Raw genomic sequence first — 15165 nt, forward strand, 5'->3', positions numbered from 1 at the left:
AACATGAACATCCTGGTTGTCGAAGACGACGCACGCGTCGCCGATTTTCTGCTGCGGGGCCTGGGCGCCGAGGGCTACCGCGTCCAGCTCGCGCGCACCGGGCCCGAAGGCCTCGCGCTTGCGCGCAACAGCGAACTCTCCCTGCTTCTGCTGGACCTGATGCTGCCCGGCCTCAGCGGCCTCGAGCTGTGCCAGACGCTGCGCGCCGAAGGCCACCATGTGCCGGTGCTGATGCTCACCGCCCTGAGCGAGACCGAGGACAAGGTCAGCGGCCTGCGGCTGGGCGCCGACGACTATCTGACCAAGCCCTTCGCCTTCGAAGAGCTGCTGGCGCGCATCGAGGCCCTGCTGCGCCGCGGCCGCGAACAGAGACCCCGGGCCACCACGCTGCAGGTGGCGGACCTCGTGCTCGACCGGGAACGCATGGAGGTCACCCGCGCCGGCAAGCGCGTGCCGCTGACGGCCAGGGAGCTTGCATTCCTCGAACTGCTGATGACGGCGCCCGGCCGCGTCTACAGCCGCGAGCGCATCCTCTCGAACGTCTGGGGCACCAACGAGGATCCGCTGACGAACATCGTCGACGTCTACGTGCGCCGCCTGCGCAGCAAGATCGACGAAGGCCATGCGGTGCCGCTGCTGAAGACGGTGCGCGGCCTCGGCTATCGGCTGGATGCGACAACGCTCGCCTGAGGCGGCCGTCAGTTCATCCGTTGTTCATGTGCGCGTCACCCGCCATTCATGGCGGGCGACCGTTGGCGTTCATGGCGCCCTCGAAGAATGAAGTCCTGCACCGATCGACGGTGCAGCACCGGCCAGCCGGTGATCGACCTCTCATTGCAAAAAGGAAAACTCCATGAATGCACTTCGCACGCTCGGCCTGTCGGCAACGACCGCGGCCATCCTCGTCATCTCTTCCTCCGCCTTCGCGCAGGCGCAGGCGCCGGCCGCGGGAAGCTGTGTCCCGGCCACGCGACCGCAGATCGCCGCACTCTTCGACCGCTGGAACGACTCGCTGCGCAGCTTGGACGCCGACAAGGTCGTCGCCAACTACGCGGCGGACGGCGTGCTGCTGGCCACCGTCTCGAACAAGCCGCGCACGACCCCGGCGGAAATCCACGACTACTTCGTCAAGTTCCTCAAGAGCGGGCCGCAGGGCACGATCGATCAACGCGTCATCAAGATCGGCTGCAACGTCGCGCAGGACGTCGGCACCTACACCTTCCGGTTCAAGGACGGCCAGCGCGTGCATGCGCGTTACACGTACGTTTACGAGTGGGTGAACGGTCAATGGCTGATCGCTCATCACCACTCGTCGGCAATGCCTGAAGCCGTCGCGCAAAAGTAGCGCGCGTTATCTCCTGCTACCCGGCGCGCCGCTGCCCCGCGAGGCGCCGCACAACAGCCACCAGACGATCGACCTCGTCGAAGGTGTTGTAGAACGCGAGCGAAGGCCGCACCGTCGTCTCGACACCGAAGCGTCGCAGGATCGGCTGCGCGCAGTGATGGCCCGTGCGCACCGCGATGCCTTCGTCGTTCAGCGCATGGCCCACTTCCTCTGTGGTGTAGCCGTCGAGCACGAAGGACATCACGCTCGCCTTGTCGGCGGCCGTGCCGATCAGCCGCACGCCCGGGATCGCACCGAGCTTCTGCATGCCGTACACGAGCAGGTCGTGCTCGTAGCGCGCGATGTTCTCGATGCCGACCTTGTTGACGTAGTCGATCGCGGCGCCCAGGCCCACCGCATCGGCGATGTTGCCGGTGCCCGCCTCGAACTTGTTCGGGATCGGCTGGAACACGGTCTTCTCGAAGGTCACGTCGGCAATCATGTTGCCGCCGCCCTGCCAGGGCGGCATGTCCTCGAGCACTTCGCGCTTGCCCCAGACCACGCCGATGCCGGTCGGGCCGAACACCTTGTGGCCGGAGAACACGAAGAAGTCGGCACCGATGTCCTGCACGTCGACCCGCATGTGCGAAACCGACTGCGCGCCGTCGACCAGCGCCTTGGCACCGGCTCGGTGTGCGAGTTCGACGATCTCCTTCACCGGCACCACGGTGCCCAGTGCGTTGGAGACCTGCGTGACCGCAACGATCTTCGTGCGGTCGTTCAAGAGCTTGCGGTATTCGTCGAGCAGCACCTGCCCCGAGTCGTCGACCGGGATCACGCGCAGCTTCGCGCCCTTGGCGGCGGCGAGCTGCTGCCACGGCACGATGTTGGCGTGGTGCTCCAGGTTCGAGACGATGATCTCGTCGCCCTCGCCCACGTGCTGCCCGCCCCAGCTCTTGGCCACGAGGTTGATGGCCTCGGTGGTGCCGCGCACGAAGATCACTTCTTCGGCTTCGGGCGCATTGATGAACTTCCGAACGCGCTCCCGTGCGCCTTCGTACGCATCGGTCGCACGCGCAGCGAGTTCATGCGCCGCGCGGTGGATGTTCGAGTTCTCGTGTTCGTAGAAGTACGCGATGCGATCGATGACCGATTGCGGCTTGTGCGTGGTGGCCGCGTTATCGAACCACACGAGCTGCTTGCCGTTGACTCGCTCCTGCAGGATCGGAAAGTCGCGGCGCACGGCATTGACATCGAACGGCGGATGTTGGCCGCTGCCGGCGAGCGGCACCGCATCGGGGCCACGTGGGTCTGGCTTGGCCGGCGTGACGAAGCCGTTGGGCAGGCGCACCGCGTCGACGAAGTAGAACTGCGGCTGCTGGCTCGCCTGCGGTTGGCTGCTGCTCCCTCGCCCCTCTGGGGAGAGGGTTGGGGTGAGGGGCTGCGGCGGTGGAAAGACGGCAGGGACTTTAGCGCCCCCGCCCTCACCCCAACCCTCTCCCAGAGGGAGAGGGGGCAATACCTCGCCGGCCCCCGCCGTCGGATGCCCGTAGCTGTTGTTCAGGAAGTAGAACGGCGATGCCGCTGCGGCCTGTGGCGCCACAGGTGCATTGACCTGCTGCGGCACGCCCAGCACCGTGCCACCCAGGCGCGGCTCGAAGGCCGGCGCGACCGAGAACACCGTGTCAGGCACGCCATTGCCCGCCACCGCATGTGGCAACAGGGCGGGCGCACGGTTGGCCAGCGAAGGCAGCTGGGTCGGCGACGCGGGCAACACATTGGCGCCCGGAATCTGGCCCAGCGGAATCGGCGTACCCGGCACGCTCGGCCCGAAGCCCGCGGGGCTCACCAGCGGAGAGCCAGGTGGCGCGATGTTGGCGGGAAACTGCGCGCCCGGCACCAGCCCGCTCGCCACGCCGGGCAGCGAGGTCGGCGGCGTGCCCGGCAGCGCGGAGAACATGGCGCTCGCCATGCGCGCGAGGATGGCCGGGTCGAACGGCGCCTCGCCCGGAATCGTGGGTGTACTCACCGCGGCTTACTTGTAGGTGTCGGCGTAGTCGTGGTACTTGCCGACTTCCACTTCGTCGAGCACCGCCAGCGCATCGGTGGTCAGCACCGCGAGCGAGCAATACAGCGAGATCAGGTACGACGCGATCGCATGGTTGTTGATGCCCATGAAGCGCACCGACAGCCCCGGGCTCTGCTCGCCCGAAAGACCCGGCTGGAACAGTCCCACCACGCCCTGGCGCTTGTCGCCCACGCGCAGCAGCAGGATCTTGCTCTTGCCGTCTGCCACCGGCACCTTGTTCGACGGAATCAGCGGAATGCCGCGCCAGGTGATGAACTGCGAACCGAACAGGCTCACGGTCGGCGGCGGCGTGCCGCGGCGCGTGGCTTCGCGGCCGAAAGCGGCAATGGCCAGCGGATGCGTGAGGAAGAACGCGGGCTCCTTCCAGACCTTGGTCAGCAGTTCGTCCAAGTCGTCGGGCGTGGGCGCGCCGGTCAGCGGGAAGATGCGCTGCTCGTCCGTCACCTGGGCCAGCAGGCCGTAGTCGGGGTTGTTGATGAGCTCGCTCTCCTGGTTCTCCTTGATCGTCTCGATCGTCAGGCGCAGCTGCTCCTTGATCTGGTCGTGCGGGCTGCTGTACAGGTCGGAGATGCGGGTGTGCACGTCGAGCACGGTGCTCACGGCATTGAGGTAGTGCTCGCGCGGCTTTTCTTCGTAGTCGACGAAGGTGCGCGGCAGCTGGTTTTCTTCTTCGCGCGAGGTGCAGGTGACCTTGATCGACTCGGGGTTCTTGACCTTGTTGACGCGGTAGATGCCTGCTTCCACCGGCACCCATTGCAGGAGGTGCGTCAGCCAGCGCGGGCTGATGGTCTCCAGTTGGGGAACTGTCTTGGTGGCATTGGCTAGCTGGCGTGCGGCGTTGTCGCCAAGGGCGGTGGTACCACCGACTGTTGCGCTCATGTATTAAAGCTCCGAGGAAATAAGAAGGGGGTAAGAAATTGGTCGCCAGTGTCCGGGGGCCAAGGGTTTCCCCTCAACAGGCTATAGCCGCCAAGTTGATCCGCCTTGCAAGGCGCGATTGCTCGAGTTGCTCGCAGCGTGCAAGCAGGTTCACGATGTTGATTCCGAGCGCCGTCGCGAGCTTCTGCGCGGTGACGATCGACGGAATCACGCGGCCGCGCTCCACCTCGCCCACGTACGAGCGATTGAGGTCCGAGCGCTCGGCGAGCTGCTCCTGCGACCAGCCATGCGCCTCGCGCAGCTGGCGCACGGTGACGCCGAAATCTTCGACAAAGGCTTTCATGGTGCGCTCGCTTTCGGTGCATTCTGCAAACTGGCCTGGGTCACGCTTGCGCCCGGTTTCACGTCGTCGGTGATCCACACATTGCCGCCGATGACGGCGCCCTTGCCCAGCGTCACGCGCCCGAGGATGGTCGCGCCCGCATAGATGACCACGTCGTCCTCCACCACCGGATGCCGCGGCAGGCCCTTCTGCAGGTTGCCCTCGGTGTCGGTGGGAAAGCGCTTGGCCCCGAGCGTCACGGCCTGGTAGAGCCGCACGCGCTTGCCGATGACAGCCGTTTCGCCGATCACGACGCCCGTGCCATGGTCGATGAAGAAGCCCGCGTCGATCTGCGCGCCGGGGTGGATGTCGATGCCGGTCTGCCCGTGCGCGAGTTCGGCAACGATGCGAGCGAGCAGCGGCAGGCCCAGCTTGTAGAGCTGGTGCGCGAGGCGGTGATGAATCATCGCGAGCACGCCGGGGTAGCACAGCAGCACCTCGTCGACGCTGCGGGCCGCCGGGTCGCCCTGGTAGGCGGCGAGCACATCGCTGTCGAGCAGGCGGCGCAGGCCGGGCAGCGCGTTCGCGAACTGGCGCACGGCCTCGGTGGCCGCATCGTCGATTTCACTCGCGGCGCGCGGTTGCAGGCGTGCATTGAAATTGAGTTCCAGTCGAGCCTGCACCAGGAGCGCCTGCAAGGCGGCGTCAAGCGTATGGCCGACGTAGAAGTCTTCGCTCTCGTGGCGCAGGTCCGGTGGGCCGAGCCGCATCGGGAAGAGCGCGCCTTTGAGCGACTCCACGATCTGCGTGAGCGCATCGCGCGATGGAAACTCGCGCGCGCCGGGCTCTCGCGAGCGCCGCTGTGAATCGCGCCACTCGTCGCGCACGCCATGCAGCGCGCGCACGATGTCGCTTACCTCGAAATGGGCCATGTGTTTTTTTCTCCCTGAAACGTCTTGTGTGGGTTCTTGTGTGGGTCGCAGTCAGTCCTGCACCCAGGGCAGCCTGTGGAAGCGCCAGCCGTCCGCACCACCGCGGTGCTGCTGCGCATCGATCTCGCCCTCGAAGCCTTCGAGCACGTTGAAGACCTGGGTGAACCCGGCCTTCGCGGCCGCTTCGGCAGCCAGCGCGGAACGCTTGCCGCTGCGGCACAGCAGCAGCGCCACGGCCTCCTTGCCACCCTCTTTCACGAGCTTGGCCTCGAGTTCGCGTACGAAACGGGGGTTGCGGGTGAGCGCGGTGCCCGTGGCCCAGGCCACGTGCAGGCTCTCGGGCACATGGCCGACGAACTTGCGTTCCTCGCCCGAGCGCACGTCGACCAGCACGGCCTGGCCCTTCTGCACCAAGTCCCAGGCCACCGTTGGCGTCACGCCGCCGGCATAGGGCCAGTTGTTTTCGGCGGCCTTGGCGCGCGCCTGTTCCAGTGCTTCGGGCAAGACGAGTTCTTCTTCAACTTCCACTGACATGCTGTGCGGCTCCTGTTGTGCGTTGGTATTCGCCTTGATGGCGATAACCACCACTTTAGGAGCGCCGTGCCGAACCTCCAACGACTGAAAAGTCGATTCCTAACAACCGGACGTTGTATAGAGAAAACTCAGAGGCTGAGAGGCAGTTCGGCGTGACCGAGCAGCCCCCGCAAATGGGCCCAATCAAGGCGCAAAGCGCAGCCATAGCACGGGCTATGGCGAGCATTTGCAACGCAGAGTGGGGCCATTTGCGGGGGATGAGCGGTCATGTCGGATTGCCTTTCAGCCTCTCAGGCCTCAGCCGCCTCCGCCGCACGCACGGCCGGCGCGGTGAGGTCCACGCTCGTCCCGCCGTCCACGCCATACGGCACGTCGCCCGCGACCGTGACGCGCCGCACCACCCGGTGCTGGTCGCCGTAGTCGTTGATCGCGTAGTGCTGCGTGGCCCGGTTGTCCCAGATCGCGACGTCGCCCTGCGTCCAGCGCCAGCGCACCGTGTTCTCCAGGCGGTGCACATGGCTCTGCAGCACGCTCAGCAGATGCTGGGAGTCATAGGTCGAATGCCCCGCCAGCCGCTTCACGAAGTGGCCCAGCACGAGGCTGCGCTCGCCGGTCTCGGGGTGCACGCGCACCACCGGGTGCTCGGCTTCGAGCAGGCGGCGGGTGAACACCTCCTTGTAGCGCTTGACACCCTCGTCGGCCAGGTCGGCGGGCTGCCGCGAGGCGGCGTAGTCGTAGTCGTTGCCATGCACCGCGCGGAGGCGATCGGCCAGCGCCTTCAGGTCGTCCGACAGGCTTTCGTAGGCGGCCACGGTGTTGGCCCAGACGGTGTCGCCGCCATAGGCCGGAATCACGACCGCGCGCAGGATCGACACCTGCGGATACGCCACCTCGAAGGTCACGTCGGTGTGCCACGAGTTGGCGCGGCCGCCGTGGCGCGAGTCGAGTTCCAGCAGCTTCGTGCCGTCCTTCGAGGGCACGGTGGGGTGCGGCACCAGCTCGCCCCAGAGGCGGCCGAAGGCCTGTTGCTGTGCATCGTCCAGGTGCTGCTGTCCGCGGAAGAACAGCACCTTGTGCTTGAGCAGCGCCGCCTTGATGGACCGGAACACCTCCGGCTGCAGTTCGCCCGAGAGCCGCACGCCGCGCACCTCGGCGCCGATGTGGCCGGCCTGCCGGACGATGTCGAGTTCGTTGTTGTCTTGTGCAACGACGGGGGAAGAAAGAACAGCGCTCATCGAAGGTCCTCTTTGGGGTTGATAGAAAGAAAGAAAAACGGAAGCCTCAGTAGGCAAAGCGCAGCCCGGCAGGCAGACCGCCTGAGGTGTCCGGCGGCGATTGCGGCGGTGCTTCGGGCAGAGGCGCCCCCGCGAACTCGCGCAGCACCTCTTCCTTGACATGCGTGAAGGCCAGGTCCACCCGATTGCGTGGATGCGAAAGCGCCACCGGCACGATGCGGCGGATGCGCCCCGGGCGCGGCTCCATCACCACCACCTTGTCGCCGAGGTACACGGCCTCCTCCACGTCGTGGGTGACCAGAATCATCGTGATGCCCTCGGCCTGCCAGATGCGGTGCAGTTCCTGCTGCAGATGCGCCCGCGTCATCGCGTCGAGCGCGCCGAAGGGCTCGTCGAGCAGCAAGATCTCGGGCCGGTTGACCAGCGCCCGCGCAATCGCCACGCGCTGCGACATGCCGCCCGACAGCTGGTGCGGGTACGCGCTCTCGAAGCCCTTGAGCCCGACCAGCTCGATGTGCGTCTGTACCTCCTTGCGCTTCTGCGCCGCATCGAGGCCCGCGTTCAGCAAACCGAGCGCGATGTTCTGCTGCACCGTGAGCCACGGAAACAGCCGGTGCTCCTGGAACACGATGCCGCGGTCCAGGCTGGTGCCGACGATGCGGTGGCCGTCGATCAGCACCTCGCCGCGGTAGTCCGCTTCGAGCCCGACGATCAGCCGCAGCAGTGTCGACTTGCCGCAGCCGCTGGAGCCCACGATGCTCACGAACTCGCCGGGCGTGATGGTCAGGCTGATGTCGTCGAGCACCTTGAGTGGCGCGCCTTCGACTTCGTACTGCTTGCTCAGTTGTCGTATCTCGAGTGTTGCGGCGTGTGCCATGTCTTTTTCTCTTTCAGAAGCCGGCCACGGAACGACCGCGCCAGGCCAGGAGGCGGTTCTCGATGCGCGTCGCGATCCAGTTGAGCGTGAAGCCCACGAGGCCGACCACGATCACGCCGAAGATCACGAGGTCCATCCAGAAATGGTCGCGCCCGTCGATCATGGTGTTGCCGATGCCCTTGCCCGAGACCAGCAGGTACTCCGCGCCCAGCGTGGCGAGCCACGCGTAGATCAGCGCCAGATGCACGCCCGCGAAGATCGAGGGCGATGCGCTCGGCAGCACCACGCGCGTGAACAGCTGCCAGCGGCTGAAGCGCAGCACACGCGCCACCTCGACCAGATCGCCCGGCACGCTGCGGATGCCCTCGAAGGTGTTGAGCACCACTGGAAAGAAAGCCGCGAGCGAGAGAAACGCCACCTTCGCCGCATCGCCCAGGCCGAACCACACGGACAGGAGCGGAATCCATGCGAACAGCGAGATCTGCTTGAGCGTATGGAAGCTCGGCCCGACCAGGTTCTCGAAGAGCCGCGACAGGCCGAGTGCCGCGCCGAACAGCAGCCCGGCGCTCGCACCGATGGCAAAGCCGGCAAGGTCGCGCCACAGGCTGGCCGAGAGTCCGGTCCACAGCGCCCCGCTCGTGGCCTGCTCCACCGCCCGCTGCCAGACGCTGTCGATCGACACCAGCAGCGGCGAACTCGACCAGCCGAAGCGGAACGCCGCCCACCAGAGCGCCACCAGTAATGCGGGCAACACCCAGCCGCGCAAGGGCTTGGGCACGCGGCGAAAAATGTTCCGGTCCACGGGTGCAGTACGGCTCATCAGAACCCCGCCCGCCGCCAGCGCAGCAACCGCGTCTCGACCAGCGCGAGCAGCTTGTCGAGCACGAACCCGACCGCGCCCACCATCACCACCGCCGCCAGCACCACGTCGAGCTGGAACAGCTGCCGGCCGAACACGATCATGTAGCCCAGCCCCTCGCTCGACGCCAGCAGCTCGACCACCACCAGCGCGAGCCAGGCGTGCGTGAAGCCGTAGCGCACGCCGTTCCAGATCGGCGCCAGCGCGGCCGGAAACACCACCTTCGACAGCATCTGCCAACGGCTGAAGCGGAACACCCGCGCCACCTCGATGTAGCGCGTCGGCACGTTCTGAATGCCCTTGAAGGTGTTGAGCGCGATGGGCACCAGCGAGGCCTTGGCGATCAGGATGATCTTGAGCGCCTCGTCGATGCCCACCAGCAGCATCAGCAACGGCAGCCAGCCCAGCACAGGCACCTGCGCGAAGGCCTTGAAGAGCGGGTAGGTGTAGTCCTTGAAAGTCGGCGACAGGCCCATCGCCACGCCGAGCAGCAGCCCGCCCACCAGCCCGACGCCGAAGCCCGCGAACACGCGCCACAGGCTGATGCGCAGGTTCTCGATCAGCTCGCCGCTTTGCAGCGCTTCGACGAAAGTGGCGGCCACCGTTTCGGGCGACGGCAGCACCTGCGGGGCGATCCACTCGTTGCGCGCCGCGATGTGCCACAAGAGCAGCACGGCCAGCGGCACCGGCCAGGCGAGCAGCAGCCGCCCCACACCCGGAAGCCAGCGGCGCAACGCCGCGAACGGTGAGATCCGCTCGACCGCAGGGAGCGTCAACGACTCCGGGGGCAATACCGCACTCATGCGGCAGCCTTGAACTCGCGCGCCAGCAGATGCCGGCTCGCCGGCCTCGCCAGGCCCAGGTTCTCGCGCAGCGTGCGGCCTTCGTACTCATGCCGGAACAGGCCGCGGCGGCGCAACTCCGGCACCACCTGCGTCACGAAATCGTCGAGCCCACCGGGCAGCGTCGGCGGCATGACGTTGAAGCCGTCGGCCGCCTCTTCCTCGAACCACTGCTGCAGCTGGTCGGCGATCTGCGAGGCCGTGCCATGGATCGACCAGTGGCCGCGCGCCGTGCCCACGCGCTGGTACAGCTGGCGAATGCTCAGGCCCTCGGTACGCGCAAGTTCGGTCACGAGACGGAAGCGGCTCTTGGGGCCGTTCGGCTCGGGCAGGTTGTCGGGCAGCGGGCCATCGACCGGGTAGCCCGCGAGGTCGACGCCGCCGATCACCGTCGACAAAAGTGCCGCGCCCACATCGGGCGGAATCAGCGATTGAAGCTCTTCGAGCTTTTCCTTCGCATGCTGCTCGCTCTGCCCCACCACCGGGAACACGCCCGGCAGAATCTTGAGCCCCTCGGGATCACGCCCGTGGTGCGCAAGCTGCCCCTTGAGGCCGCGATAAAAAGCCTGCGCCCCCGCCAGCGACTGCTGCGCGGTGAAGATCACCTCCGCCGTCGCGGCCGCCAGTGCCTGCCCTGCTTCCGAAGCACCGGCCTGCACCACCACCGGGTGGCCCTGCGGCGGCCGTGCGATGTTGAGCGGACCGCGCACGCGGAAGTGCTTGCCCTGGTGGCCGAGCACATGCAGCCGGTCGGGATCGAAATATTCGCCCTCGGCCTTGTCGTGCGTGAAGGCATCGTCGTCCCACGAATCCCAGAGTCCCGTGACCACATCGACGAACTCGCGCGCCCGCTCGTAGCGCAGCGAATGTTCGGGATGCCGGTCGAGGTTGAAGTTCAGTGCCTCAGCTTCGTTCGACGAAGTGACGACATTCCAGCCGGCGCGCCCGCCGCTCAAGTGATCGAGCGAGGCGAACTTGCGCGCCACGTGGTACGGCTCGTTGTAGGTGGTCGACACCGTGGCGATCAACCCCACGCGCTCGGTCACGGCCGCAAGCGCCGACAGCAGCGTCAGCGGCTCGAAGCCCGAGACGCGTGCGCTGCGGTGCAGGGTCTGCGACGCCGACGCATCGCGGATGCCGACGCTGTCCGCCAGGAACACCCCATCGAACTTCGCACGCTCCGCCGTCTGCGCCAGGGCCTTGTAGTGCGCGAAACCGAGGCCGGCCTGCAGCGGCACATCGGGATGGCGCCACGCGGCCACATGGTGGCCGGTCGCCATCAGGAAGGCGTTGAGCTTGATCTGGCGCGGAGGTTTGGCGCTGCTACGGCTCATCGCAGCACCGCCACCTGCTTGCCGCTGATCTCGCCGTTGGCCTCGTACACCGGCCAGTAGTTCTCGAGCTTGAGTTCGCGCAGCGATGCATCGAGAAAGCTGCGATCGAACCACCCGTCGATCTCGGTCTTGCCACGCACCAGCTTGAGTGCCAGCGCCTGTTCGGCGGAATCCTTGTAGCGCTGCACCAGGAACGGATCGAGCAGCGGCGACAACCGCGTGCGCAGCGGCTGGCCGATGAAGTCCTCGCGCCAGTATTTCTCGGCCACCTCGGCCTTGCCCCATTGCGCGAACACCTCGTCGCGCTGCGATTCATCGGAATAGCGACGCGCCACCTTCACCAGCGTGCTCACGATGCGCTGCGTGGCCTTGGGCTGGTTGCGCGCGAAATCGTCCGAGGCCAACAGCACCGTCTGGCGCGTGAACTTGAACGAATCCTCCGAGGCCGAATAGATCACCTTCGCCACGCCTTTGTCGCGCAGCACGAAGAGTTCGACATAGCCGAACGCGCCGTCGATGTCCTTGGTGGCCAGCGCGGCCTGTGCGCCCGGCAGGTCGAGGTTGATGAGGCGGACGTCGCTCTCCTTCAACCCATGTGCCGCCAGCGCGCGCACGGCCGCCAGGTGCAGGTTCGTGCCCTTGTAGAGCGCGATGCGCTTGCCGCGCAGGTCCTCGATGCGCTTGACCGGCGAGTCCGGCGGCACCGCCAGGTACAGGCCGTTGCGCACGCCCGAGCCCGCGATGATCCGCGTCTTGACGCCGCCCGCGCGATGCACGATGGAAGGCAGGTCACCCTGCCAGGCCAGGTCGAGCTGCTTGTTGACCAGCGCCTCGTTCACCGCCGGCCCCGCGCCCTTGAAGAACACCCATTCGATCTTCGTGCCGTCGGCCTTGAACTCTTCCTCCAACGCGCCGGTCGAGTGCACCAGCGCTGCCGATGAACCGCCGAAACGCACCGGGTTGCCGACGCCGCCGGTCGCCACGCCGATACGGATGACGGGCGGTGATGCGTCGTTACCGGCGGCCAGCAGGCGCGGTGCCGCGGCCATCAGGGGCCACGCGGCGGCGTGGCGGAGGAACGAGCGTTTGAGCATGTGAGGCGACCTTGGCTTCGATGAATCCAGAAGATTCTGCGAGGCGGGTGCGCGGGCCGGAAGGAAGCTGTTCGCAGTTCCTCATGCTCCATTCGACTAAGCCATGTTGGCTATATCGACCTGTGCGAAACATGGGCACAGTGGCGCCATGAATCACAAGGTCATCACCCTCATCAAGTGGCTCTTCCTGGCTATCGGGCTGGCGCTCCTGGTCGGCGCCATCTTCGTGGACCGCGAGGCCAAGCCGGCTCTCACCATCATGGGCGTGATCTTCGCGGGCGTCGGCGGCGGCATCATCGCCTTCGGCCGCTGGAGCGCGCAGAAGGAAGCGGACCTGCGCCAGAACGGCCAGCTGGTCGAAGCCGAGTTCCAGGAGGTCGAGCTCAACAGCAGCCTCGAGGTGAATGGGGAGCACCCCTACCGCATCGTCGCCAGATGGCACGACACCGCGAACAACCGCCTGCACGTGTTTCGCAGCGCCAACCTCTGGTTCGATCCGACGGACTATGTGCAGGAATGGATCCCGGTCTATATCGATCGGAACAACCCCAAGCGCTATCACATGGAAACCTCGTTCCTGCCCAGGCTGCAGTGACGTAAAAAAACCCGGCGTCGTTGAAGACGCCGGGTTGTTCGCAATTGCCCGAGGGTCCGTCAGAGCTTCGCGATCGAAACCTCGGTCGACTTCACGAGCGCGACCACGTCGGAGCCGACCTTGAGCTGCAGCTCGTCGATCGAGCGCGTGGTGATGACCGAGGTCACGATGCCCCAGGCGGTTTCGACATCGACTTCGGAGACGACGTCGCCACGGATGATTTCGCGGACCTTGCCCTTGAACTGGTTGCGCACGTTGATGGCTTGGATGGACATGATGGTTTCTCTTTCAGGTTGAAGAATGAAGCAATGAGGATGGGGAGATCAGACGATCTCCGCCACGTCGTCGAACGCGAGCCGGGGCCCGCGCTCGAAGGTGCCGGCGTGATCGGCCACGCCGAGGTTCACGAGAAAGTTGGCGCGATAGCGGCCGTCGGGGAAGAAGGCCTTGTCGACCAGTTCCGCGTTGAAGCCCGATTGCGGCCCCACGTCCAGACCAAGCGAGCGTGCCGCCAGGATCAGGTAGGCGCCCTGCAGGCTGCTGTTGCGAAATGCCGTGGCCTGCGCGGCCTCGGCGCTCTTCTCGAAGAAGGGCTTGGCGTCGTAGGCCGGGAACTGCGTGGGCAGGTGCTCGTAGAAGCGCGTGTCGTGCGCGACGATCACCGTCACGCCGGCAGCCAGCGTCTGCGCCGTGTTGCCGGACGAGACCGCGGGCTTGAGCTTCGCCTTGGCCTCTTCGCTGCGCACGAACACATAGCGCGCGGGCTGCGCGTTGTAGGCGGTCGGGCCCCACTTCACGAGGTCGTAGAGCTTGTGGATCAGCTCGTAGGTCACGGGCACCGGCTTGAAGGCGTGCACGGTGCGCGCCTTGCGGAACAGCTGGTCGAGCGCCGCTTCGGGGATGGCATTGAGTGTTGTCATGGTTTTCCGTTTCTCAAAGCGGTCAGGATGCTGCGGCGAGCGCCACGTCGAGGTCCGCGATCAGGTCGTCGATGTGCTCGATGCCGACCGACAGGCGCACCGTGTCCTCGGTCACGCCAGCCCTGGCGAGCTCTTCGGGCGAAAGCTGCCGGTGCGTGGTCGAGGCCGGGTGCGTGGCCAGCGAGCGCACATCGCCGATGTTCACCAGGCGCGTGAAGAGCTTCAGTGCATCGAGGAACTTCGCGCCGCCTTCACGGCCGCTGCCGATGCCGAAGGTCAGCACGCCGCTCGCCTTGCCGCCGAGGTACTTCTTCGCGAGCAGGTAGTCGGGGTGGTCTTCGAGCGCCGCGTAGTTGACCCACTTCACAGCCTTGTTGCGCTTCAGGTGCTGCGCCACCGCGAGCGCGTTGCTGCCGATGCGATCCATGCGCAGCGCCAGCGTCTCGATGCCCTGCAGGATCAGGAACGCGTTGAACGGCGAGATGGCCGCACCGGTGTTCCGCAGCGGCACCACGCGCGCGCGGCCGATGTAGGCGGCCGGGCCCAGCGCCTCGGTGTAGACCACGCCGTGGTAGCTCACGTCGGGCTCGTTCAGGCGCCTGAAGCGCTGCTTGTGCTCGGCCCACGGAAACTTGCCCGAGTCGACGATGGCACCGCCGATGCTGGTGCCGTGGCCGCCCAGGTACTTGGTGAGCGAATGCACCACGATGTCGGCGCCATGCTCGATGGGACGGCTCAGGTACGGCGAAGGCACGGTGTTGTCCACGATCAGCGGCACACCGTGGCGGTGCGCGATCTCGGCGATGGCCGCGATGTCGGTCACGTTGCCCGCCGGGTTGCCCAGCGACTCGACGAACACCGCCTTGGTCTTGTCGTCGAAGAGCTTCTCGAAGCTCGCCGGATCGCGGTGGTCCGCAAAGCGCGTGGTGATGCCGAACTGCGGCAGCGTGTGCGCGAAGAGGTTGTAGGTGCCGCCGTAGAGCGCGGTGCTGCTCACGATGTTGTCGCCGGCTTCCGCGATGGTCTGGATCGCGTAGGTCACGGCCGCCTGGCCCGACGCCAGCGCGAGCGCCGCGATGCCGCCTTCGAGCGCGGCCACGCGCTGCTCCAGCACGTCCTGCGTCGGGTTGTTGATGCGGGTGTAGATGTTGCCCGGCACCTTCAGGTCGAACAGGTCCGCGCCGTGCTGCGCGCTGTCGAAGGCGTAAGCCACCGTCTGGTAGATCGGCGGCGCGACGGCGCGCGTGGTCGGGTCGGGCGAGTAGCCGGCATGCACCGACAGGGTTTCGAATTTCCAGTTCTGCGACATAAGGACTGCCTTTCGGGGAA

17 protein-coding genes are annotated in these 15165 nt (G+C 66.5%); 3 read left to right on the top strand and 14 right to left on the bottom strand.

Annotated elements, in window-relative coordinates; all coding sequences use genetic code 11:
- Positions 1 to 3 precede the first annotated feature (3 nt).
- Positions 4 to 690 carry a response regulator transcription factor gene (locus tag NU688_RS08725; RefSeq protein ID WP_257860138.1) on the top strand — a complete coding sequence of 229 codons (687 nt, stop codon included), beginning with the start codon at positions 4 to 6 and terminating at the stop codon, positions 688 to 690.
- Between the two features lie 163 nt (positions 691 to 853).
- Complete coding sequence (locus NU688_RS08730) at positions 854 to 1345, top strand: SgcJ/EcaC family oxidoreductase (protein WP_257860139.1); 492 nt, start codon at positions 854 to 856, stop codon at positions 1343 to 1345.
- 16 nt (positions 1346 to 1361) lie between these two features.
- Here NU688_RS08730 and NU688_RS08735 read toward each other — a convergent pair whose 3' ends face one another.
- The 11 genes from NU688_RS08735 to NU688_RS08785 form a co-directional block, all read right to left on the bottom strand.
- Positions 1362 to 3296 (bottom strand): family 2A encapsulin nanocompartment cargo protein cysteine desulfurase, encoded by a 1935-nt coding sequence (locus NU688_RS08735; protein ID WP_257860547.1) that lies wholly within the window; start codon positions 3294 to 3296, stop codon positions 1362 to 1364.
- A 63-nt stretch (positions 3297 to 3359) separates the two neighbouring features.
- Positions 3360 to 4292 (bottom strand): family 2A encapsulin nanocompartment shell protein, encoded by a 933-nt coding sequence (locus NU688_RS08740; protein WP_257860140.1) that lies wholly within the window; start codon positions 4290 to 4292, stop codon positions 3360 to 3362.
- Positions 4293 to 4365: 73 nt separating this feature from the next.
- On the bottom strand, positions 4366 to 4635 hold the full coding sequence (locus tag NU688_RS08745) for a helix-turn-helix domain-containing protein (protein ID WP_257860141.1): 270 nt from the start codon (positions 4633 to 4635) through the stop codon (positions 4366 to 4368).
- On the bottom strand, positions 4632 to 5546 hold the full coding sequence (gene epsC, locus NU688_RS08750; protein WP_257860142.1) for a serine O-acetyltransferase EpsC: 915 nt from the start codon (positions 5544 to 5546) through the stop codon (positions 4632 to 4634). Before epsC ends, NU688_RS08745 begins: the two co-directional genes overlap by 4 nt.
- Before the next feature lie 51 nt (positions 5547 to 5597).
- Positions 5598 to 6080 (bottom strand): rhodanese-like domain-containing protein, encoded by a 483-nt coding sequence (locus tag NU688_RS08755; protein ID WP_257860143.1) that lies wholly within the window; start codon positions 6078 to 6080, stop codon positions 5598 to 5600.
- Positions 6081 to 6370: 290 nt separating this feature from the next.
- Positions 6371 to 7315, bottom strand: a complete 945-nt coding sequence (locus NU688_RS08760; RefSeq protein WP_257860144.1) for a TauD/TfdA family dioxygenase — start codon at positions 7313 to 7315, stop codon at positions 6371 to 6373.
- A gap of 46 nt (positions 7316 to 7361) precedes the next feature.
- Positions 7362 to 8192, bottom strand: coding sequence for an ABC transporter ATP-binding protein (locus NU688_RS08765; RefSeq protein ID WP_257860145.1), 831 nt, complete (start codon positions 8190 to 8192; stop codon positions 7362 to 7364).
- Positions 8193 to 8205: 13 nt separating this feature from the next.
- Positions 8206 to 9012 (bottom strand): ABC transporter permease, encoded by an 807-nt coding sequence (locus NU688_RS08770; RefSeq protein ID WP_257860146.1) that lies wholly within the window; start codon positions 9010 to 9012, stop codon positions 8206 to 8208.
- A complete protein-coding gene (locus tag NU688_RS08775) occupies positions 9012 to 9854 on the bottom strand; it encodes an ABC transporter permease (RefSeq protein WP_257860147.1) in 843 nt (280 codons plus the stop codon). Before NU688_RS08775 ends, NU688_RS08770 begins: the two co-directional genes overlap by 1 nt.
- Complete coding sequence (locus NU688_RS08780; protein ID WP_257860148.1) at positions 9851 to 11227, bottom strand: LLM class flavin-dependent oxidoreductase; 1377 nt, start codon at positions 11225 to 11227, stop codon at positions 9851 to 9853. The genes NU688_RS08775 and NU688_RS08780 overlap by 4 nt, the downstream gene beginning before the upstream one ends.
- Entirely contained in the window at positions 11224 to 12321 is a 1098-nt protein-coding gene (locus NU688_RS08785) for an ABC transporter substrate-binding protein (RefSeq protein ID WP_257860149.1), read from the bottom strand. The genes NU688_RS08780 and NU688_RS08785 overlap by 4 nt, the downstream gene beginning before the upstream one ends.
- A 148-nt stretch (positions 12322 to 12469) precedes the next feature.
- Here NU688_RS08785 and NU688_RS08790 point away from each other — a divergent pair, with 148 nt between their 5' ends.
- The gene (locus NU688_RS08790) at positions 12470 to 12916 is read left to right on the top strand and encodes a hypothetical protein (protein ID WP_257860150.1); all 447 of its coding nucleotides are present in this window, start codon (positions 12470 to 12472) and stop codon (positions 12914 to 12916) included.
- A 59-nt stretch (positions 12917 to 12975) separates the two neighbouring features.
- Here the strand turns inward: NU688_RS08790 and NU688_RS08795 are convergent, their stop codons facing one another.
- From NU688_RS08795 to NU688_RS08805, 3 genes are read right to left on the bottom strand one after another with little or no spacing between them, the layout of a single operon-like run.
- Positions 12976 to 13191: a molybdopterin-binding protein gene (locus NU688_RS08795; RefSeq protein ID WP_042579699.1), complete on the bottom strand. Its 216-nt coding sequence runs from the start codon at positions 13189 to 13191 to the stop codon at positions 12976 to 12978.
- Between the two features lie 48 nt (positions 13192 to 13239).
- On the bottom strand, positions 13240 to 13836 hold the full coding sequence (locus NU688_RS08800; RefSeq protein ID WP_257860151.1) for a malonic semialdehyde reductase: 597 nt from the start codon (positions 13834 to 13836) through the stop codon (positions 13240 to 13242).
- A gap of 22 nt (positions 13837 to 13858) precedes the next feature.
- Complete coding sequence (locus NU688_RS08805) at positions 13859 to 15145, bottom strand: O-acetylhomoserine aminocarboxypropyltransferase/cysteine synthase family protein (RefSeq protein ID WP_257860152.1); 1287 nt, start codon at positions 15143 to 15145, stop codon at positions 13859 to 13861.
- Positions 15146 to 15165 lie beyond the last annotated feature (20 nt).

The organism is Variovorax sp. ZS18.2.2, from assembly GCF_024701975.1.
In the GTDB taxonomy this organism is placed as follows: domain Bacteria; phylum Pseudomonadota; class Gammaproteobacteria; order Burkholderiales; family Burkholderiaceae_C; genus Variovorax.